This window comes from Acinetobacter sp. ASP199, from assembly GCF_022700675.1.
Classification (GTDB): domain Bacteria; phylum Pseudomonadota; class Gammaproteobacteria; order Pseudomonadales; family Moraxellaceae; genus Acinetobacter.
On the sequence record NZ_CP062182.1, the window covers coordinates 742,110 to 763,256 of the forward strand.

At 43.5% G+C, this 21,147-nt stretch carries 20 protein-coding genes and 1 pseudogene; 15 read left to right on the forward strand and 6 right to left on the reverse strand.

The genetic code is table 11. The features are described from left to right. Positions 1-44: 44 nt before the first annotated feature. Positions 45-202: pseudogene (locus IHE35_RS14695) on the reverse strand (MFS transporter); the annotation flags it as partial. Positions 203-478: 276 nt separating this feature from the next. Here IHE35_RS14695 and IHE35_RS03480 point away from each other — a divergent pair. From IHE35_RS03480 to bioD, 7 genes are all read left to right on the forward strand, one after another. Continuing rightward, the gene (locus IHE35_RS03480) at positions 479-961 is read left to right on the forward strand and encodes a VOC family protein (RefSeq protein ID WP_242789322.1); all 483 of its coding nucleotides are present in this window, start codon (positions 479-481) and stop codon (positions 959-961) included. 505 nt (positions 962-1,466) lie between these two features. After that, positions 1,467-2,456 carry a biotin synthase BioB gene (bioB, locus tag IHE35_RS03485; RefSeq protein WP_008305604.1) on the forward strand — a complete coding sequence of 330 codons (990 nt, stop codon included), beginning with the start codon at positions 1,467-1,469 and terminating at the stop codon, positions 2,454-2,456. Positions 2,457-2,547: 91 nt separating this feature from the next. Beyond that, positions 2,548-3,285 (forward strand): alpha/beta hydrolase, encoded by a 738-nt coding sequence (locus tag IHE35_RS03490; protein WP_242789323.1) that lies wholly within the window; start codon positions 2,548-2,550, stop codon positions 3,283-3,285. Between the two features lie 72 nt (positions 3,286-3,357). After that, the gene (bioA, locus tag IHE35_RS03495) at positions 3,358-4,638 is read left to right on the forward strand and encodes an adenosylmethionine--8-amino-7-oxononanoate transaminase (protein ID WP_242789324.1); all 1,281 of its coding nucleotides are present in this window, start codon (positions 3,358-3,360) and stop codon (positions 4,636-4,638) included. Further along, the gene (locus IHE35_RS03500; RefSeq protein ID WP_242789325.1) at positions 4,635-5,804 is read left to right on the forward strand and encodes an 8-amino-7-oxononanoate synthase; all 1,170 of its coding nucleotides are present in this window, start codon (positions 4,635-4,637) and stop codon (positions 5,802-5,804) included. Before bioA ends, IHE35_RS03500 begins: the two co-directional genes overlap by 4 nt. After that, on the forward strand, positions 5,801-6,553 hold the full coding sequence (bioC, locus tag IHE35_RS03505) for a malonyl-ACP O-methyltransferase BioC (protein ID WP_242789326.1): 753 nt from the start codon (positions 5,801-5,803) through the stop codon (positions 6,551-6,553). The genes IHE35_RS03500 and bioC overlap by 4 nt, the downstream gene beginning before the upstream one ends. Beyond that, positions 6,550-7,200, forward strand: coding sequence for a dethiobiotin synthase (bioD, locus tag IHE35_RS03510; RefSeq protein WP_242789327.1), 651 nt, complete (start codon positions 6,550-6,552; stop codon positions 7,198-7,200). The genes bioC and bioD overlap by 4 nt, the downstream gene beginning before the upstream one ends. Positions 7,201-7,558: 358 nt before the next feature. On the opposite strand, the gene IHE35_RS03515 is transcribed toward bioD, so the two are convergent. Further along, positions 7,559-8,521 (reverse strand): IS30 family transposase, encoded by a 963-nt coding sequence (locus IHE35_RS03515; RefSeq protein ID WP_180182461.1) that lies wholly within the window; start codon positions 8,519-8,521, stop codon positions 7,559-7,561. Between the two features lie 248 nt (positions 8,522-8,769). On the opposite strand from IHE35_RS03515, the gene IHE35_RS03520 reads away from it, so the two are divergent. The 4 genes from IHE35_RS03520 (at position 8,770) to IHE35_RS03535 (ending at position 12,020) form a co-directional block, all read left to right on the forward strand. After that, on the forward strand, positions 8,770-9,186 hold the full coding sequence (locus IHE35_RS03520; RefSeq protein ID WP_242789328.1) for a DUF2946 domain-containing protein: 417 nt from the start codon (positions 8,770-8,772) through the stop codon (positions 9,184-9,186). A gap of 267 nt (positions 9,187-9,453) precedes the next feature. Then, complete coding sequence (locus IHE35_RS03525) at positions 9,454-10,893, forward strand: cytochrome ubiquinol oxidase subunit I (protein ID WP_242789329.1); 1,440 nt, start codon at positions 9,454-9,456, stop codon at positions 10,891-10,893. After that, on the forward strand, positions 10,890-11,894 hold the full coding sequence (gene cydB / locus IHE35_RS03530; RefSeq protein WP_242789330.1) for a cytochrome d ubiquinol oxidase subunit II: 1,005 nt from the start codon (positions 10,890-10,892) through the stop codon (positions 11,892-11,894). Before IHE35_RS03525 ends, cydB begins: the two co-directional genes overlap by 4 nt. Positions 11,895-11,912: 18 nt before the next feature. Next, on the forward strand, positions 11,913-12,020 hold the full coding sequence (locus IHE35_RS03535) for a DUF2474 domain-containing protein (RefSeq protein WP_242789331.1): 108 nt from the start codon (positions 11,913-11,915) through the stop codon (positions 12,018-12,020). A 184-nt stretch (positions 12,021-12,204) separates the two neighbouring features. Here IHE35_RS03535 and IHE35_RS03540 read toward each other — a convergent pair whose 3' ends face one another. Then, complete coding sequence (locus tag IHE35_RS03540) at positions 12,205-12,399, reverse strand: hypothetical protein (protein WP_242789332.1); 195 nt, start codon at positions 12,397-12,399, stop codon at positions 12,205-12,207. A 411-nt stretch (positions 12,400-12,810) separates the two neighbouring features. On the opposite strand from IHE35_RS03540, the gene sbmA reads away from it, so the two are divergent. Both sbmA and IHE35_RS03550 read left to right on the forward strand, forming a co-directional pair. Next, positions 12,811-14,004 (forward strand): peptide antibiotic transporter SbmA, encoded by a 1,194-nt coding sequence (sbmA, locus tag IHE35_RS03545; protein ID WP_242789333.1) that lies wholly within the window; start codon positions 12,811-12,813, stop codon positions 14,002-14,004. A gap of 609 nt (positions 14,005-14,613) precedes the next feature. After that, entirely contained in the window at positions 14,614-15,585 is a 972-nt protein-coding gene (locus tag IHE35_RS03550) for a hypothetical protein (protein ID WP_242789334.1), read from the forward strand. A gap of 94 nt (positions 15,586-15,679) precedes the next feature. On the opposite strand, the gene IHE35_RS03555 is transcribed toward IHE35_RS03550, so the two are convergent. Then, complete coding sequence (locus IHE35_RS03555) at positions 15,680-16,258, reverse strand: DJ-1/PfpI family protein (RefSeq protein ID WP_242789335.1); 579 nt, start codon at positions 16,256-16,258, stop codon at positions 15,680-15,682. Positions 16,259-16,490: 232 nt separating this feature from the next. Here IHE35_RS03555 and IHE35_RS03560 point away from each other — a divergent pair, with 232 nt between their 5' ends. Both IHE35_RS03560 and IHE35_RS03565 read left to right on the forward strand, forming a co-directional pair. Then, positions 16,491-17,009, forward strand: coding sequence for a hypothetical protein (locus tag IHE35_RS03560; RefSeq protein ID WP_242789336.1), 519 nt, complete (start codon positions 16,491-16,493; stop codon positions 17,007-17,009). A 378-nt stretch (positions 17,010-17,387) separates the two neighbouring features. After that, positions 17,388-18,137, forward strand: coding sequence for a hypothetical protein (locus tag IHE35_RS03565; RefSeq protein WP_242789337.1), 750 nt, complete (start codon positions 17,388-17,390; stop codon positions 18,135-18,137). A 46-nt stretch (positions 18,138-18,183) separates the two neighbouring features. Here the strand turns inward: IHE35_RS03565 and gatB are convergent, their stop codons facing one another. Together gatB and gatA are read right to left on the reverse strand one after the other, a co-directional pair. Next, a complete protein-coding gene (gene gatB, locus IHE35_RS03570; protein WP_242789338.1) occupies positions 18,184-19,659 on the reverse strand; it encodes an Asp-tRNA(Asn)/Glu-tRNA(Gln) amidotransferase subunit GatB in 1,476 nt (491 codons plus the stop codon). After that, the gene (gene gatA / locus IHE35_RS03575) at positions 19,659-21,137 is read right to left on the reverse strand and encodes an Asp-tRNA(Asn)/Glu-tRNA(Gln) amidotransferase subunit GatA (protein ID WP_242789339.1); all 1,479 of its coding nucleotides are present in this window, start codon (positions 21,135-21,137) and stop codon (positions 19,659-19,661) included. The genes gatB and gatA overlap by 1 nt, the downstream gene beginning before the upstream one ends. Positions 21,138-21,147: the final 10 nt, after the last annotated feature.

Below are 21,147 nucleotides of genomic sequence, written 5' to 3' on the forward strand. Positions count from 1 at the left end.
AAAAAACCCTTAAATAATTGAGGGCCTTACTGTGGGGAAGGAATTTAATCTGTCAGTTTTTCCACTTCTATATTTTCACGATAGATACAGGCAGCCTTTATACAGTAGGAAAACACCAATTACCCCGGCCACCGCATTGATGATAGAAATGGGGTTTCCGACCGATTGAGGTATTTTCAAAGTAGCGGTCTGTAATCAGCGCAAATGAAAAAGCAAGGCATATTGTCGACTTGGACCTCGACAACTTTATAAACATTTTAGTGGCTTAGAACAGCTACAAAGCACTTTATAAAATGTGCAGCAGATCAAGAAATACCTGCTATTACAATTCGAAGAATAAAAACACAATAAAGAAACTGGCGTTTTGCCAGCTTAGGTCGAATATAGAATGCACAGATAAATTTGTTTAGCCACTCAAAAGCGTAAAGCATGGCTAAACAAATGCGTCATCTCTTAATCTCTACGCAGAGGTGAGATCATGAATATTGCAAAAAATACCATCTGCCTTTGGTACGATCACGATGCTGAAGAGGCTGCACGGTTTTATGCGCAAACCTTTCCAGGCTCGTCAGTAGAGGCAATAGTCCTTGCCCCTGGAGATTATCCGTCAGGAAAAAAGGGAGATGTCATTACAGTCAATTTTACGGTATTGGGTATTCCATGTATTGGTTTAAATGGTGGACCAGAATTTAAGCATAATGAAGCTTTTTCCTTTCAAGTGGCCACACAAAATCAGGAAGAAACGGACCGATACTGGAATGCGATTGTGAACAATAATGGGCAAGAAAGTGAATGCGGCTGGTGTAAGGATAAATGGGGAGTTTCCTGGCAGATTATCCCCATGGCTTTACTTGAAGCATCTTACAGTTCAGATCCTGCAGTAGCAAAAAGGGTATTTGATGCCATGCTTAAAATGAAGAAAATTGATGTAGCAATAATTCAGGCAGCGGTTCGTGGTTAAGTTATGTGGACTGATACAGCTTATATATCTGATGTTTCCGATGAAGCGAGTCACTTTATGAATAGACATAGATTGAGCTAAATTTTAAAAATCTCGCGCTTTTTATTTGTACCGACTCAGATTTAAACTTTAATGAATTGTCAGCTTGAGTTAAACAATACTTTTATAAAAAAGCCCTTGGATTTTTAGAGCCAAGGGTTCTAAATTTTCTGCCATAAGCTTGGTTTTACTGGCTTTTGGGAGCTTGATAGTGAGTAAGTTGCAAATTCATTATTAATCTTTATCAAGACAGAAATTGAGAATTTTATTTATAATTTTTATATATAAATAATAAGGATTAAAGCAGCTTAAATCATAAAATCTTGCAGCATACAATTGTAATTGATTGAAAAGCTCAGCTTATAAATTAGCGCCATTCCTTCAAATTTTGATAGAAAAGGCTAAACCATTTTTTAAAAAACCGCGTATTATTTCTGCATTCTTTTTTAACATTGATGTTGAGACTATGATTCGCAATGACTGGACGCGTGACGAGATTCAGGCACTTTATGATCAACCACTGATGGATCTGCTATTTCAGGCACAGCAAATTCACCGTGAGCATTTTGATGCCAATACCGTACAGGTCAGCACCTTGCTCTCTATTAAAACCGGTCGTTGTCCGGAAGACTGTAAATACTGTTCCCAGTCTGCCCATTACGATACTGATCTGGAAATTGAAAAAAGAGTAGAGGTACAAAAAGCCATTGCTGAAGCAAAGCAGGCGAAAGAATCAGGATCGACCCGTTTCTGTATGGGCGCAGCATGGCGGAATCCGCATGAGCGCGATATGCCTTATGTACTGGAACTGATTCAGGAAGTAAAAAAACTGGGTATGGAAACCTGCATGACCTTAGGGATGTTGAATGCTTCCCAGGCTGAACGTTTAAAAGATGCTGGTCTGGACTATTACAATCATAACCTCGACACTTCGCGTGAATACTATGCCAATGTCATCAGTACCCGAACTTTTGACGATCGTTTAAATACTTTGGACCATGTTCGCTCAGCTGGGATCAATGTATGTAGTGGCGGGATTGTCGGTTTAGGTGAAGGTAAACAGGATCGTGTGGGATTATTGTTTGAACTGGCGACTATGCCAATTCATCCGGAATCGGTGCCAATCAATATGCTGGTGCCAATCGAAGGAACACCGCTCGCCGATGTGGAAAAACTGGATGTGATTGACTGGATTCGGACGATTGCCGTAGCACGTATCATCATGCCAAAAAGCTATATTCGTTTGTCTGCAGGCCGTGAATCTCTATCTGATTCGGATCAGGCCCTAGCATTCATGGCAGGTGCTAACTCCTTATTCTCCGGTGATAAATTGTTGACTGCACCGAATAGTGGTGAAGGCAAGGACAAAGCCCTGTTTGCCAAGCTGGGATTAAAAGCCGAAGCACCGAAGAAAACTGGTCGTGAGCTCGCTATGGATGCCATGCAGCCTGCTTAAATTTTGCAGCTGTATATCAGGGATCATTTCGAAAGAAATCGGTCCCTTTTTTATTGAATAGATGACAACAAAAAAATAGGGAACAGGATTGATGAAAATTCTGCTCATCAGTGGCTGGGGACTGGGTACTCAGGTGCTGAATGAATTTGTACAGCAGCTAGAACAGCAGTTAACACTACAGCATCAGATCGAAGTCTGGGATATCTTTGACCCGAATAATGCAGCAATACTGGCAGAAAAAGTACAGGCTGCAGCCGATAAAGATCTACTGATCGGCTGGTCACTTGGAGGACAACTCGCCTTGTTATTGGCTCATGAAATCTATCAGCAGCTACAAATAGCCAAGCCCGTAATTGCCTGTATGTCCAATCCTTGCTTTGTGGCGCAAGAAAACTGGCCTCATGCTATGCCCAAAGTGCAGTATGAGCAGTTTAAACATGCGGTGATGTCACAACCTCAACAGGCTCTGCAACGCTTCTGTACATTGGTAACTTTAGGTTCAGCTGCGCCACGGGAACGGGCAAAATATTTACAGGAGCACTTGGTAAATATTGATTTATCCTATCAGCAGGCTCATCTCTATCTTTTAGAACAATTGAATTTGGTAGAGATCTTAAAAAGCTATCCGGGCAAGATGCTATTTATAAATTCTAAAAAAGATATGCTAGTTCCCTGCAAAGTTATACAAAATATTGCAGATATAAAAGCAGGAAATCTGAACTTTGTAAAAATTACGGCTGCGCATGATGCCATCCTGTTCGATACCAGTTTGGTCATTGAGCCAATCTTGCAATTTTTACCAGATCTTTATGAATCAAAAAACATCTGAATCTCCACTGGATGTTCATTTCAGAATTAAACCGTTAAGATCAGGACAGCGCTATTGTTTAGGTTATTTTCCGTGCACGATTCTTTTGATCAGCAGCATATCTGGCATCCATATACTTCCATGACCCATCCCTTGCCTTGTTACAAGGTGAGGGCGGCACATGGTGCTGTAATTGAGCTGGAAGATGGCACGCAGCTGATTGATGGGATGTCATCCTGGTGGTGCACGATTCATGGTTATAACCATCCAGAGCTGAATCAGGCGGTGCAGACCCAGTTGCAATCCATGTCACATGTCATGTTTGGTGGCCTAACCCATCAGCCGGCGATTGATCTGGCCAAACTGCTGATCGAAATTACTCCAGAGCCGCTGGATCGGATTTTCTATGCCGATTCTGGTTCGGTGGCTGTGGAAGTAGCCTTAAAAATGGCAGTGCAATACTGGCATGCCCGTGATCAGGCACAGAAAAGCAATTTTGTGACTACACGTTCCGGCTATCATGGTGATACTTGGAATGCCATGTCAGTCTGCGATCCAGTGACGGGTATGCACCAGATCTTTGGTTCCAGTCTGCCGAACCGTTATTTTGTTCCGGCACCACAAAGTCGTTTTGACGGTGAATGGCACGCGGAAGATATCCAGCCACTGCAACAGCTGCTGGCAGAAAAGCATGAACAGATCGCAGCCATGATTATTGAGCCGATCGTGCAGGGGGCAGGCGGCATGCGCCTGTATCATCCGGAATATCTGCGCCAGGTACGTCAGCTGTGCGACCGTTACCATATTCTGTTAATTCTGGATGAAATCGCGACTGGTTTTGGTCGGAGTGGCAAACTGTTTGCCTGTGAACATGCAGCTATTAGCCCGGATATCATGTGTCTGGGTAAGGCGTTAACCGGCGGCTATATGACCTTGTCTGCCACACTGACAACTGCACATGTCGCAGAAACCATTTCCAGCGGTGAAGCCGGGGTATTTATGCATGGCCCGACCTTTATGGCGAATCCGCTGGCCTGTGCAGTGGCACTCAAAAGCACCCAGCTTTTGCTGTCACAGGACTGGCAGGCAAGCGTGCAACAGATTGAACAGCGGTTAAAAGACCATTTACAGCCATTAAATGCATTGCCACAGGTTGCGGATATCCGCGTTCTTGGCGCGATTGGCGTGGTAGAACTACAGCAACCTGTTGATCTGGCCTGCTTCCAGGCAGAATGTGTACGCCGTGGTGTATGGATTCGCCCCTTTGGCCAACTGGTCTATGTGATGCCGCCATTTGTGATTTCTGAGGAACAACTTCAAACTTTACTGACGCATATGTGCGAGATGATTCAGGCAATGGGAGCAAGAGCATGAAGCATCTGGCACATTTTCAGCAGCAACTGGATGATTTGAAACAGCAAGGCCAGTACCGCCAGTTTAAGCAGGATATTTCCAGCCAGCCTTATCTTCAGCTGAATGGGGTTGAGATGCTGAATCTGGCATCCAATGACTATCTTGGTCTGGCGGCCAATCTGCAACTGCGTAAAGAATTTTTTGATCTGACTTCGCTTGCTGAGCGGCAGATGAGTGCCAGCTCTTCGCGATTGCTGACTGGAAATTTCCCGGCCTATGAACAGCTGGAAGCCAGTATGGCACAGGCATTTGGCCGATCCGTATTGCTATTTAACAGCGGCTATCATATGAATATCGGGATTCTGCCCGCACTGGCGGATAGTAAGACCATGATTATTGCCGACAAGCTGGTGCATGCCAGCATCATTGATGGCATCCGCCTGTCCAATGCCAGTTATGTACGCTACCGGCATAATGAACTGGGGCATCTGCAGCAGCTTTTAGCAAAGTATCAGACAGATGAAAATATTCAGCGCATTATTGTCGTTACCGAATCCATTTTCAGTATGGATGGTGATGAAACTGATCTTGGCGCATTGGTATCACTCAAGCAGCAGTTTGATAAAGTCATGCTGTATGTGGATGAAGCCCATGCCATTGGTGTGCGTGGTGAACGCGGACTAGGTTGTGCCGAGCAGTATCAGGTGCTGGATCAAATTGACCTGTTGGTCGGAACTTTTGGTAAGGCACTGGCTTCGGTGGGCGGCTATCTGGTTTGTCATCCAGTTATTCGTGAATATCTGATCAACAGCATGCGTCCACTCATTTTTAGTACCGCACAGCCACCCATCTGTATGGCCTGGACGCATTTTATTTTCCAGAAAATGCAACACATGAAGGAGGAGCGTCAGCAGCTTGCCAGTCTGGCCAACCGTTGCCATCAAAGCGTCCAGGCCCTGGGTTATGCCTGTCCATCTAGTTCGCAAATCGTGCCGATGATGATTGGCGATGCAGCCAAAACTGTGGCTGCCGCAGAATATGTACAGCAGAAAGGCTTTTATGTGCTGCCAGTACGTCCACCGACTGTGCCAAAAAATACTTCCAGATTACGAATTTGCCTGCATCAACAGGTCAGTCCGGCACAGCTGCAACAGTTGCTGGATGTCCTGCAGGAGTTACCACGATGAAAACCGATCAGGTTGCGCAGCGTTTTGCTCAGGCCCAGTCCAGCTATGAACAGCATGCGATTGCCCAGCGTCGGGTAACAATTGAATTGCTCCAGGATATGCGGTCGCATGTCCCACCACATTTACAGCGTATTCTGGAAATTGGTTGTGGTTCAGGTCTGTTTACCCGCCAGCTGTTGCAGCATTACAGTTTCGACCAGTTATTCCTGAACGATCTCTATCCAGAAGTTAAACAGCATTTTGAGGAAGATGCCCAGATTTACTGGGGCATTGGCAATGTCGAAACTTTGCCATTACCACAATCGCTGGATCTAGTAGTGTCCTGTTCTGCCTTGCAATGGGTGCAGCAACTAGAAGCTTTATTGGTAAAAATTCATCAGGCTTTAAATCCATCGGGCTGGTTGTGCTTTGCCAGCTATGCACAGGACAACTTAAAAGAAATTAAGGCACTGACTGGGCAGGGACTGGAATATCGCTCCCTTTCACAAATAGTTGAACTGCTGGAATCTTGTGGTTATGAGGTCCTGATGCAGGAGGAACAGCATCTGATTCTGGAGTTTGAACATCCTCGTGATGTACTGAAACATATCAAAGCCACAGGCGTACAGGCGACAGCCGCCGGTTTTCGTTGGAACAAATCTTCTTTACAGCTTTTTTATGAGCAATATCAACAATTCCAGCTGCCAGACAGCCAGCAATATCCTTTGACCTATCACCCGATTTATCTCATAGCACGGAAGCACCCATGAACACAAATATCTATTTTGTCAGTGGTATTGATACCGGTATTGGCAAGACTTATGCCACCGGTTTTCTGGCTAAGATCTGGAATGAGCAGGGCATTCACACCATTACCCAGAAGCTGATCCAGACTGGTAATACCGATCTGTCCGAGGATATCGAACAGCATCGCAAGATTATGGGCTGCGGCTTGCTGTCAGAAGATCAGCAAAAGCTGACCATGCCGGAAATTTACAGCTATCCGGCATCCCCTCATCTGGCAGCACGTTTGGACCAGCGTCCAGTAGACTTCAAAAAAATTGAACAGGCCACACAGCAACTGGCTGGACAGTTTGATCGTGTTTTGCTGGAAGGAGCAGGTGGTCTGATGGTGCCACTGACTGAAGAAATGCTCACTGTAGACTATATTGCTGCACAGCAATTCCCGGTGATTTTAGTGACCTCAGGCCGTCTTGGTAGCATCAACCACACGCTGCTCAGTCTGGAACTGCTTAAGCAGCGTAAGATTGAATTGTATGCGCTGGCATTTAACCATGCCAATGATGCTCAGGATGAAGTTATTGCACAGGATACCATTCATTATTTGCAGCAAGATTTACAAAAGAACTTTCCGGATGCACAGTGGCTGGATATTCCGGTATTTCAGCAAATCTGAAGCTTTGTTTTAGCCAGGTAGTAGGGTGCTATGCAATAAAGAAACTCATCCAGAACAGATTCCTGTTGGCCGGACTTGAGCTGTCGAGAATGTGAATTTATATAATACTGGAGCCAAAGTCTGTTTGATCTGATCAGGCTGGTCATTCAGATAAATCTTTCTGATGGAAAGTATTCTAAAGTTGGAACATGGCATGACCTATCTGATCCTGGCATTGTAATAAGTTGAGATTCTAAGCTTTAGGATATTATTTCTGTTACTCGGCAATTGCAGTTAAAAGCGGGCGGTTGAACTTGTCCTGAATTGAATGTCCTTTGGGTTATGAAAATTAATTTCTTATATTCAAAAAACGGCGGATTCAAGCAGCAAGTGCAACAGTATAAAAACCAGCCATAACTTCACTAGGCGTATACCAGCCTAGTGTTTTTCTAGGGCGATGATTGAGAGCAAATTCTATCTGCTCTATTTGTTCATTTGACACTTCATCAAACGAAGATGATTTTGGCAGATATTGCCTGATCAGACCATTGGTATTTTCATTTCTGGCTCGTTGAATCGACTTGTATGGATCTGCAAAGTACGTCTCTATCCCTGCTTCCGTTATCCGCCGGTGCTCGGAGAACTCCTTACCATTATCAAAGGTTACACTGTAGGCATGACTGCTGCGCAAACATGCTAAAGCACACGAAATCGTTTTAGTTGTGGTTCTAGTTTGTCCCAAATGAACGATATGTACATACAAGCTTTTGCGCTCAACCAGAGTTAATAATGCCCCCTTGTGATTCTTGCCTATCACGGTATCACCTTCAAAATCACCTAGGCGTTGACGTTTCTCGACGACCTCATCGCGACAGTGAATACTTGTTCTATCAACGAGTTGGCCTCTACGGTCTGTATTTTTATAACCTCGTTTACGATATTTCTTTTGATGCCTTAAATGAAGGTGGAGCTTACCACCTTTAGATTTATCTAGATAAACATACTGATAAATCCATTCATGTGAAGGCACATCAAGCCAACCTCGTTGTGTTAAAGCACCTGAAATTTGCTCAGGAGACCAATCTAAGCCAATCAGATAACGAATATAAACGAGAGCAAAATCTGTCATTTGTGAAGAGGATCGATATCGTCTTTGACTTGAAAATTTCTCTGCCTGTTGAGCTCGATATCCACGTTTTCCAGTATTTCTTTTGATCTCACGATAAAGGGTTGATCGAGAACGTCCAAGCTCCCTGGCAAGGGTAGAGATTGAAGATTTGCTTTTCAAAGCAGCATAAATTTCGTATCTTTCATCTTGAGAAAGTTGGGTGTATTGCTTCATTGGGTGCTTTCCAATTGCGAGTTGAAAAAAGTCTAATGATTTTAATACACCTAACTTTTTCAACTAACTACAAATATGTCGCACTTGGTATTTGAATCTGCGAACTATAAAAATTAAGAATGAAAATAGGGCTTTTATAATAATTATATATATTATAAGGTTATATAATTAAAGTTGAGTATATTGCTTGGATTTTAATCTAGCATAAAGCTTATACTCCTTCACTTCGGTCAATTCGAGAGAATGTTTTGCTGAGACGTAGTGGGCTACTGTTGGCATGTGCAACCTTGCTATTACAGTTTGCCGTATATTTACAGCCGCTATTACCGGAGCAATACCATATTGCGCCGGTCTGTTTCTCTATTACACATAATCTTCTCTCACCAAAACAGCATCAGCATGTACATGCAAGCTATCACGCGTTGATTGATCATCTGGATGCCGAATCCGGACATCATCATGACCATAATGAACATAACCATCAATGCCAGTACTGTACCGTGTATGGTGATATTGTCCTGCCATTTAATTTTGGTATTGATGAGGTTATTGATCGGATTCAGGTCAAGCTAAGCTTCTATAAATCCGTTTACCGACACGTCTATTTCTCCCTGCAACGGCTCTATTTGCTACCGCAAGGCAGGGCACCTCCTATTGCGTTTTAACACGTCAAGTCTGGCGAGGTCCGACCTTGCCGCTATCTAAAACGTTTTAAAGAGTGAAATAACATGAACATGACAATTTTCGCCTGGCTGATCCATGGCGGAGCGGAGCTGCTCAGCCTGAAAAAAGGGCAGCATGCAGATATTAAAGTCCTACAGATTTGCAACATTGTGAAAGTCGCATACCATCTAAACTACAAAATTATGAAGTCATTTCAGCTATTTAAGCTGAAGTTCTCTCACCAACAAATTCTACAATAAGGTGACGACATGGATTTAGGTTTAACTGCGCTGGAACTGGCACGTATCCAATTTGCCTTTACTGTCTCCTTTCATATTATTTTCCCGGCGATTTCTATCGGTCTGGCCAGCTTTCTGGCTGTCCTGGAATGGCGCTGGCTCAAAACCCAGGATCCGGTTTATCGGGATCTGTTCAAATTCTGGATCAAGATTTTTGCCTTGGCCTTTGGTATGGGGGTGGTCTCTGGCGTGGTCATGAGCTATCAGTTCGGTACCAACTGGAGTGAATTTTCCCGGGTGGCTGGAAGCGTCACTGGACCGCTACTGGCTTATGAAGTCTTGACAGCTTTCTTCCTGGAAGCAGGTTTCCTCGGCATCATGCTATTTGGCTGGGATCGGGTCGGACCGAAAACCCATTTTTTTGCTACGGTGATGGTTGCCCTTGGCACATGTATTTCCATGTTCTGGATTTTGTCTTCCAACAGCTGGATGCAGACCCCGCAGGGTTTCATTATTGAAAATGGCATCATCATGCCGCAGGACTGGTTTGCGATTGTCTTTAACCCGTCCTTTCCGTACCGTCTATTGCATATGGGGATTGCTGCCTTTCTGGTTTCGGCACTGCTGGTGGCGGCTACAGCTGCCTGGCATCTACTCCAAGGTCGCCGTGATGCACTGGTTAAAAAATCCTTTTCCATGGCCATGTGGATGATTCTGGCGCTGGCACCCTTACAGGTGATTGTGGGCGATTTTCATGGTTTGAATACTCGTGAATATCAGCCGGCCAAGATTGCCGCAATTGAAGGACACTGGGAAACCAACCGTGGTGAAGGCATGCCGCTTTATCTGTTTGGCATTCCAGACATGGAAGCAGAAGAAACCAAATATGCAATCGGAATTCCAAACTTGGGTAGTCTGATTCTGACCCATAGTATGGATGGTGAAGTGCAGGGTTTGAAAGATTTTGCACCTGAAGATCGTCCAAACTCGCTGGTGGTGTTCTGGAGCTTCCGTATCATGGTCGGTCTGGGCATGTTGATGTTGCTAATGGCACTAGCAGGTCTGATCCTGCGCAAAACAGGTCGTTTCTACGAATCGCGCTGGTTACATCGTTTCGCATTTTTCATGGGACCTTCCGGATTTATTGCTTTACTGGCAGGCTGGTTTACTACAGAAGTGGGCCGTCAGCCATGGGTGGTCTATGGGGTCATGCGCACTCGTGATGCACTGTCACCTGTATCAGCTGAACAGGTCGGACTAACGCTGATTATCTTTGTGGTGGTCTACTGCGTGGTATTTGGTGTTGGCATCTATTACATGCTGAAAATGATGCATAAAGGACCAGAATTTATCCATGCCCGTCCGCATACTGAGGGTGAAGTCATCCGTGCATCTAAACGTCCAATGAGTACCTTTGAGCAAAATGAAGAAGATGAGCGTGCTCAACGTGATCAGGAGAATAACAAATGATTGACCTGTCATTGATCTGGATTGCGATCATCGCGCTCGGTGTACTGATGTATGTGGTACTGGATGGCTTTGATCTGGGCATCGGTATTCTGTTTCCTTTCTTTAAGGATCAGCATGAACGCGATGTAATGATGAATACTGTGGCACCGGTTTGGGATGGTAATGAAACCTGGATGGTACTCGGTGGAGCAGGTCTATTTGCGGCTTTTCCACTGGTCTATTCAACCGTGCTATCTGCGCTGTATATGCCGATTATCCTGATGGTGATCTCACTGATTTTCCGTGGGGTTGCTTTTGAGTTCCGCTTTAAGGCACATAAGGGTAAGCATTGGTGGGATATCGCTTTTATTGGTGGTTCGGTTCTGACCTCTTTCTTGCAAGGCGTGATCTTGGGAGCCTATATCCAGGGCATTAAAACCACGAATGGCATCTATAGCGGTGGTGGACTGGACTGGTTGACTCCATTTTCGCTGTTTACCGGAGTCGGTGTAGTCACCCTGTATGCAACTTTAGGTTGTGGCTGGCTGATCTTTAAAACGGATCATGAATTGCAGGACAAGATGTTTCAGTTGATGCCAAAACTCATCATGATGTTATTACTGATCTTTGGGGCAGTCAGTCTGTATACGCCACTGGCACATCCACAGATTGCCGAGCGCTGGTTTGGTCAGCCACAGATTTTCTATTTCAGTCCGGTGCCGATACTGGTTTTATTATTTACCTTTATGGCGCTACGTGCCTGTAAGCGCCGTCAGGAATTTGCACCGTTCATTTATACCTTGGCGCTGGTGATTCTGGCTTATACAGGATTCCTGATCAGTCTGTGGCCTTATATCATTCCGCCAAGCGTTACCCTTTGGGAAGCTGCTGCACCGCAAAGCAGTCAGCTGTTTGCCCTGATTGGTGCACTGATTCTGATACCCATTATTCTGTTCTATACCGGTCTGTCTTATTGGGTGTTCCGCGATAAGGTTCGGGTAGGTGATGATGGCTATCATTAAGTTTGCGGAGGAAATTGAATGAAACTGAATCGGACGGGATGGTTTATTGTGTTATGGCTCGCGGGCTTTCTCACGATGGCGATTATTGCAGGACTTTTCCGCTTCCTGCTACAACTGGCATATTGATTGTGTATTAAGTTTCAAGATTCTGCATTTTCATAAAACAATAAAAAACCTCCCGATTTGATGGGAGGTTTTTTATATCTGTTTCAGCTTTAGGACTGAAATGAGAATGCTGTCAGCAAGGTATTGATCTGTATTCAGGAGAGGAAGAAAAACAGACACCAACCCAAACTTTTAATCAGCAGAATTACAACTCTCTCCAGATTTCATTTTCATCTTTGAGTGCAACAGTAAAGTTAAACTGGTTGTCTGTAGTCACCAATAGACTGGTTGGTGTTTGCATCACTACTTTCAGCACTGTACCTTCTTCATAAATAATCGGCGTACAGTTTTCTTTTTCCAGGGTAATCGGCTTCAGTAGTTCAATTACAGAGCTTTCCATGATTTAACTTCCCGCGAGTTATTATGTTTACTATCCATTCAAGGATAGCATAATTTTTCTTTGTTATTTAGTAGTTTTTGCAAAATGAAAATTGAGATGAATCCTTTCAATAGTGCATGTCGCTGTAGCTTAGGATGGAAAATAACCATATATCGTATCTGTTCTGTACAGGCTTGTTAACTGATGTTAAAACCAACAAAGGATTGATCACAGGATTCGTCACATAAGTATTCAGTCCACTACACACATAATGATTCATGCTTATAAATAAGCCGATAAAAATAAGCAGTTTTCAGGCAGATATTTTTTGATCAATCTGAAAAACTTGTTGTGAACTGCTTTAAACTGCAGCAGATTTCATCATGATTGATTGGCCTGAGTTCTACTAAAAATAAGGAGCATGCAAAGGACATGTTTAAGTCTTTCTTTCCAAAACCCGTCTGGTTTTTTCTTAGCGTGGTGGTGTGGTTCTTCATCAACCTCACGATCTGGCATAGTGGAGGTTCAAGCTGGGGCAGCTATGTGGGTTTTAGCGAAGGCTACCATGAAGCGACGATGGCGATTGATATTAGCCGTTTCTGGTCGCAGAAATTCCTGTGGTTTTATCTCTGGTTCCTGATCGCAACTGCACTTTTTGCAGGATTCTGGTATGTGGTAGCGCGGCATCCCTGGCAGCGCTGGTCGGTATGGGGTTCGGCCTTTATCCTGTTTAATATCTGGTTTGGGGTGCAGGTCAATGTCGTACTGAATGAATGGTACAGTCCCTTCTATGACCAGATCCAGAAGATGCTCACCAGTGGTGGTGGAGACGTGACTTTGCTCTATCAGGGCGCATTGGTCTTTATCTATATCGCGATGATCTATGTCACTCTGGCAGTATTTAACATGTTCTTTGTCAGTCATTATGTGTTCCGCTGGCGGACCGCAATGAATGATTACTATACGGCTTACTGGGAAAAACTGCGTCATATCGAGGGGGCTTCACAGCGTATTCAGGAAGATACTATGCGCTTTGCCCGCAGTACTGAAGAACTCGGTGTTTCCTTTATTGAATCCTTTATGCTGCTGATGGCTTTCTTGCCGGTTCTGTACAAGCTTTCAAGCCACGTCAAGACCTTACCTATTGTGGGTGAGATTACTCATGCGCTGGTCTGGGCATCCTTGGGCTGGGCGGTTTTTGGTACAGTGGTATTGATGGTCGTTGGTATGAAACTGCCAGGACTGGAGTTTAATAACCAGAAGGTCGAAGCGGCTTACCGTAAAGAACTGGTCTATGGAGAAGATCATGCCGAACGTGCTCAACCGCTAACGCTAAAAGAACTGTTCGGCCGGGTGCGCTGGAATTATTTCCGTCTGTATTTTCACTATGCCTATTTCAATATGGTACGCATCTGGTATTTGCAGCTCGACAATATTTATGGTCTGTTTGTACTGTTTCCGAGTATTGCAGCAGGGGCGATTACTTTAGGCTTGATGATGCAGATCCTGAATGTATTTAATAAAGTGCGTGAATCGTTCCAGTACCTGATTTTGTCCTGGCCAAAGATTATCGAGTTGATGTCGATCTACAAACGTCTGAAAGCGTTTGAATCTCATCTTCATTAAAGATTATGTCTCGTATTTTAAATAGACCTGTCTATTGACGGGTCTTTTTTCTATCAGCTCAGGATTGGCCGGAGTATCCGATGAACGGTCAATTTTAGTCAGAATATTTGTAAAACCTCCCAATTTGGGGATGTTCAGTGAATATTCGCTTGACTAGAATCCTAAGGGCCAAACGTGTTTGGTACTTAATTTTCAATCTCTTTGACGTATAAAAACAATAAACGTACGTTGATGAAAATTAAGTATTTTAAAGCTCATAAACTGCATGCTGGTGATGGAGAGTGGTTTGCTGTGCAAGTATAAAAACTCGATCCAGCCTGACAGATGAGTGACCAAAGAAGTACGTGATTCCTTCTTTGGTCTTTTTTCGTGTCTAGGTTTTATCTAACAAGTAATACTGCACCGTATGAAACTTAATGTAAATAAGTTCAAGAATAACTATTAAAATGTATTATGGTCGTCATTTTTGATCTTTTTAAACTTAAAAATAATTTTATTAATCAGAAGCTTGTATTTGTTGTTTGCCCAATTTTGCATTATTTTATGTATATGCTTTGGGTTGAGATATCTACGGTGAAACTGAAAGTATTTTTATTGATAACAATAACAATGAGCTTGGCAGCGTGTAATAGCATGCAAGGCGCAAAGAAAAATATATTACATCCTTTTCACAGTCCACAGGAACTGATTGTGAAACGGGGCATCAATCAGCCAGATGGCAAGGCGAAAGAGTATGTTTATCTATGGGATCAACAACAGCGCCATAATACGACTCAGGCCATGTATCCACGTTCAATCGTGACACAATATTGCCATGAGCAAGGGGGCAAGTTATCTCTGCTGCATAAGAGTAAGTTTGGTCTGGTCAGTAATACTGCTCAGCGTACCCGTCTCGCTGCAAATCGAGGTGTGGTACAGGGAATTGGTGCCTATAAATGTACGATGGGTGATCTTGCGGAAAACTGGATTGTATCGATTGAACCTGTTGCGGAACGTCAGGCGGAAAAAAATAGCAAGACCCGTAGCGTTCGGTTGCTGACCCGAGTGATGGAACCAGCTGAAGCCCATAATTTCTATCAGGCAGCTGCGAGCACTGCAAAGATAGCCAAGAAACCGGTTAATGTGGCGAAGACAACTGCTACTGCTAAAACGTCAACAGCAACAAAATCAGCGGCAGAACTGAAAGATCATGAGCGCAAAGAGTTAGCCAAGGTCGAAGCAGAGAAAAAAGAGCCTAAGCCAGTAACGGTTGCTAAGCCGCGTGCGAGCGTGAATGAAACCCCACAGCAACAGCAAATGAAGCTATATGTTGCTGCTCGGCGTGATATTAATAGTGGCAGGAACCTGAATAATGCCTGCAACAATGCCCAACGTGCCTATAACTATGGCAAGCAGCAAGGGACAGAAGGAACTCGGGTGTATACCGAATCCGGCATGTTGGTAGCACGTTGTTTGACTGGTATTTCGACCTATAGCAGTCGTTTTCCAAATGCCAAAGGACAGGCTCAACGTATCTTGAATGGACTGGCAACGCAATATAATCATGCGGGTGCCAAGAATATGTTGAAGCAGATGAAGTAAAAAGCAATTTTGCTCATCTTGATCAGCGTCACGTTCCATCATCATGCGATGGAACGTGAATATTAAATTTTCAAATCTTAATGTGCCCAGAGTATTATAGGCTAATCGTTGCGCCTAATGCTTTCACAAACTGTGCCATCCAGGCAGGGTGGGCAGGCCAGGCAGGAGCAGTCACCAGATGTCCGTCCGTGACTGCTTCCGTCACGGCGATGTCAGCATATTGACCGCCTGCAAGTTTTACTTCCGCAGCACATGCAGGGTAAGCAGAACAGGTTTTACCTTTCAGTACATCGGCCGCGGCAAGCAGTTGAGCGCCGTGACAGACAGCTGCAATCGGTTTTTGAACAGCATCAAACTCACGCACAATCTCGACAACACGTGCATTCATACGCAGGTACTCCGGCGCACGTCCGCCCGGAATCACTAGTCCGACATAATCTGAAGTATTGACCGCATTAAAGTCATAATTGATGGCAAAGTTATGACCGCGCTTTTCGCTATAGGTTTGCTCGCCCTCAAAGTCATGAATGGCTGTAGCGATGCTGTCACCGGCTTTTTTATCCGGGCAGACCGCGTGTACGGTATAGCCCAGACCCGTTAAAAACTGGAACGGCACCATGGTTTCATAGTCTTCGGCATAGTCGCCAACGAGCATCAAGATTTGTTTAGCCATGATTTTTCCCTCTGTTTGGATATGATTTATATAAAGTTTTATTTTCATTTACCTTAGCATAATCAGATGTCAGTTTTAAGAAGGAGCTTGCTTTCTTTAGTCGAAGCCATCAACCGTACAAAATCATCAGGGGGAGATAGGCTGAAAAGAGGTTTTATTTTACAGAGCCATAATAGGCTGCACCCGGTAATTTATGATAAAAAGACAGCAGTTCAGAAGGGAAGTTCACGTTATGTTTCACTCTATTTTTACCACTCTTGGTCGTCGCTTTGCTCGAATCGGTTGTTCTGTTTTGATGGCAACTACGATTATGGGAACCACACAAATTGCAATGGCCGGGCCAACGGTGGATCAGTTGAGTAACTGTCTGGTGAAATCTACCACGGCAGCAGATAAAACAACGGTGTTGCAATGGACTTTTGTCGCGTTATCCGCACATCCAGAATTGACGAAATTCAGCAATGTGAATGAAGAGCAGAGAACCCAACTGGATAAAAATTTAGCTCAGGTCTTGCAGCGGATATTGGTAGATCAATGCTCAGGTCAGACCAAAGCTGTAATTGCTGCGGAGGGTGTACAAGCGGTGGGCGATAGTTTTCAGGAGCTTGGACAAATTACCGGTGAAGAAATTTTAGAAAATCCTGAAGTGGAAAGTCAGCTGAAAGGTGTGCTGCGTTATGTTGATTTAAATAAACTGGTGATGACGTTTTTGACGCCTGATATTTGGAATAAGTTAGGTGAGATTCGTTAGTTTAAATCCTCTCCCTAGCCCTCGTCCTTTCTTACGCTTCGTTTTAAAAGCAATGCTTTAAAACTCGCTCAGGAGAGGGAATCACGCGTATTAAATTAATCACATGACAAAGTCTCCCTTTTTTAAAGGGAGATTTAGAGGGATTGAGAAAGTTGAATGTGTCCTAAGTCTTCAAGTTTGGTGATAGAGTATACTTTTTGATGGTCATCTTTTTGATTGTTAACTTCTTAGATTGGCTCTAAAAAATTAGAAATTGGATATTCAGTTTCTTTATTTGTATTCAAAAAAATATTTTTAGGATGTTTATTTAATTTGTTGATTTGTTATGATAATTATGTGTAAATTATTGGAATAATAGTAAAATTTTTAAAGAATTTAATGGATATAGAGCTAAAAACGATTCTTAAGATATATTTATCAATCTATATTTTGATTTTAATTCCTTATAGCTTGGCTGAATATTTATTGTTTTGTACTGAAAGAGCTATCGTTTGTCAATTTGATGAATCTAAACTTATTGCATTTATCACACTATGTACATATATTATTTCTCCTATAGTTGCTTTGTATATTTTTAATGGGTGGAAGAAACAATCTAATCATAATCAGAAGCAAGAAGTTATTGGGAAATTGAATGATGGTTTAAGGATTTTGTCTACTATTTTATATAGAAATCATGGTCTTTATAACCGTATATGCGATGATAAAAAACTTGGACATAATTATGATTTTAGTCTAGATCTTGAAGAAAATGAGATTCTTAGGAAAGTAGGCAATGATGTTCTGTCTCTTCTGAAAGAGTTGTATTATTTAACAGATAAAAATAAAGAGTATTTATTGTTTCGCCACAAGTTTCATAAATATTTAGAAAATGTGAGTATATATCTTAAAGAGGCATATAGATTAATTTATGAGAAACCCGAACAAGGACAGGACAGAATAAAAGAGTTAGCTGATTATTTTGAAGAAATGATACATATTTCTTATTATACAGATATTCATAATGAGAAATGGATTAAAATGTGTGATGTTTCTTTATTTAAGAAGGAGATATTTAAACATTGTTATGATGCCCAAAATGATATTACAAATTATATTTTAAAAAATGACTTCGGTGTTGAAATTTAAAAGAAAACCCGCTCTAAAGCGGGTTTTCTTTTAAAGAAAGATTAGATTAACCAATCAATTTCTTCATCAATTCATTCACTTGCGCAGGGTTAGCTTTCCCTTTTGCTGCTTTCATCACTTGACCAACAAGACCGTTAAAGGCTTTTTCTTTACCAGATTTATACTCTTCAACCATCTTCTCGTTCGCAGCAAGCACGTCTTTAATAATTGCTTCAATTGCACCTGTATCAGTTTCCTGTTTCAAGCCTTTTTCCGCAATAATTTCGTCCGCAGTTTTGCCTTCATCCCACATAAAGCCGAATACTTGCTTCGCGATCTTACCGTTAATTGTGTTGTCCACAATACGTGCAATCATACCGCCAAGTTTTTCAGCCGATACAGGAGAGTCATGAAGCTCTAGGCCAGCTTTGTTTAAAGCACCAGAGAATTCACCCATCACCCAGTTTGCAGCAATCTTACCTTGTGCAGCACCACCAGCAGCCTTAACGACTTCTTCATAAAACTCTGACATTTCACGAGTCAGCGTTAAAACATGAGCATCGTACTCAGTCACGCCAAAGTCCGCCACGAAACGTGCACGACGTGCAGCAGGAAGCTCAGGCATCGTTGCTTTAATCGCTTCGATTTGTTCGTCTGCAATGATTACAGGTAACAAGTCTGGGTCTGGGAAGTAGCGGTAATCGTTCGCTTCTTCTTTAGAACGCATTGAACGCGTTTCCATCTTCACAGGATCGAACAAACGTGTTTCTTGATCAATGGTGCCGTCCCATTCCAGGATTTCCATTTGACGTTCAATTTCAACATTGATCGCTTGTTCAATGAAACGGAATGAGTTCAAGTTTTTCAATTCACAACGTGTACCGAACGGTTGACCCGGACGACGTAACGACACGTTACAGTCAGCACGGAACGAACCTTCTGCCATGTTACCGTCAGAGATCCCTAACCAGCGTACCAGTGTGTGAATCGCTTTAATGTAGGCAACTGCTTCTTCAACCGAACGCATATCTGGCTCAGATACGATTTCTAGAAGTGGAGTACCTGCACGGTTCAAGTCGATGCCTGACATGCCTTCAAATTGGTCATGGATCGATTTACCTGCATCTTCCTCAAGGTGCGCACGAGTAACGCCTATACGCTTCACAGTGCCATCTTCAAGCTGGATGTCGATATGACCCAAGCCCACAATCGGGTTATCCATCTGGCTAATCTGATAGCCTTTCGGAGAATCCGGGTAGAAATAGTTTTTACGTGCAAACACAGAGGCTTGGTCGATGTAGGCATCGATACCTAGACCAAAGCGAATCGCAAGATCAACCACTTCCTTGTTCAATACTGGCAATACGCCTGGCATTGCCAAATCTACAAGGCTCGCCTGAGTATTTGGATCATTACCAAACTCAGTTGATGAGCCAGAGAAGATTTTAGATTTAGTCGCAAGCTGAGTGTGAATCTCGATACCAATAACGACTTCCCAACCATCAATCAGGTTAGATTTTGGTTTAGCAGCGTTCTTCGCCATTATGCATTCTCCTCAGCAATTGCAGCGCGTTTGGTGTGCCAGTCAGTCGCTTGTTGATACTGATGCACGACAGACAAGAGTTGTGATTCTGACCAGTAATTACCAATCAGCTGTAAGCCAACAGGTAAGTTGTCATTGTCAAAACCAACAGGCGCGTTAATCGCAGGAAGACCTGCAAGGTTTACCGCGATGGTATAGATGTCACCTAGGTACATTTCAACCGGAGACAGGTTTGCCCCGATACGGTATGCAGTAGTCGGTGCAGAAGGCGCAGCAATCACATCAACAGATTCAAATGCTTTTAAGAAATCTTGTTGAATTAAACGACGTACTTTCTGTGCTTTCACATAATAAGCATCGTAATAACCGGCAGACAGGGCATAAGTACCAATCAGGATACGACGCTGAACTTCAGCACCGAAACCTTCTGAACGAGAACGCTTATACAGGTCGAGCAGGTCTTTAGGCTCTTCACAACGGTAGCCATAACGCACGCCGTCATAACGAGACAGGTTAGAAGATGCTTCAGCAGGTGCGATCAGGTAGTAAGTTGGAACATAAGCTTCAGTCATGTTGAGATCAATCTCAACCAGAGTTGCGCCCATTTCTTCCAGTTTTTTCAGTGATTCTTCAACGCGTGCTTTCACGTCTGCATCCAGACCTTCAACATTGAAGTACTGTTTTGGAATACCAATGCGTAAGCCTTTTACCGATGTGCTGTTCAAGTTAGCAACGTAGTTGTCGACATCTTTTTGCACTGATGTTGAGTCTTTTGCGTCATGACCTGCCATCACATTCATGAGGTACGCACAGTCTTCAGCCGAACGTGCCATTGGGCCGCCTTGGTCTAGAGATGATGCATACGCGATCATACCAAAACGTGATACACGGCCATAAGTCGGTTTCAGACCAGTCAGACCACAGAAAGAGGCTGGCTGACGGATAGAACCACCGGTATCCGTACCGGTTGCAAAAGGTGCTAGATCAGCCGCCACAGCCGCAGCAGAACCGCCTGAAGAACCGCCCGGAACATGATCCAGTGCCCAAGGGTTTTTGGTCGCGCCAAAGTAAGATGACTCGGAAGTGGAACCCATGGCGAATTCGTCCATGTTCACTTTACCAAGCGTCACCAGGCCCGCAGCTTTACCTTTCGCTACAACGGTCGCGTCGTAAGGAGAGATAAAATTGTCCAGCATTTTAGAACCAGCAGTGGTTTTAATGCCTTGGGTACAGAAGATGTCTTTATGTGCAATTGGCACACCAGTCAGCACATTTGCGCTACCAGCACGACGCAGTGCGTCAGCAGCATCGGCTTGTGCCAGTGCTTGCTCAGCAGTCACAGTCACGTATGACTTCACTTGAGCATCCACTTTTTCGATGCGTTTTAAGTAATGTTCAGTCAATTCGCGTGATGAAAATTTAGCATTAGCCAAACCTTCGGTAAGTTCACGAATTGATAGGCGGTGTAAATCTGTCATGAGAAATAAT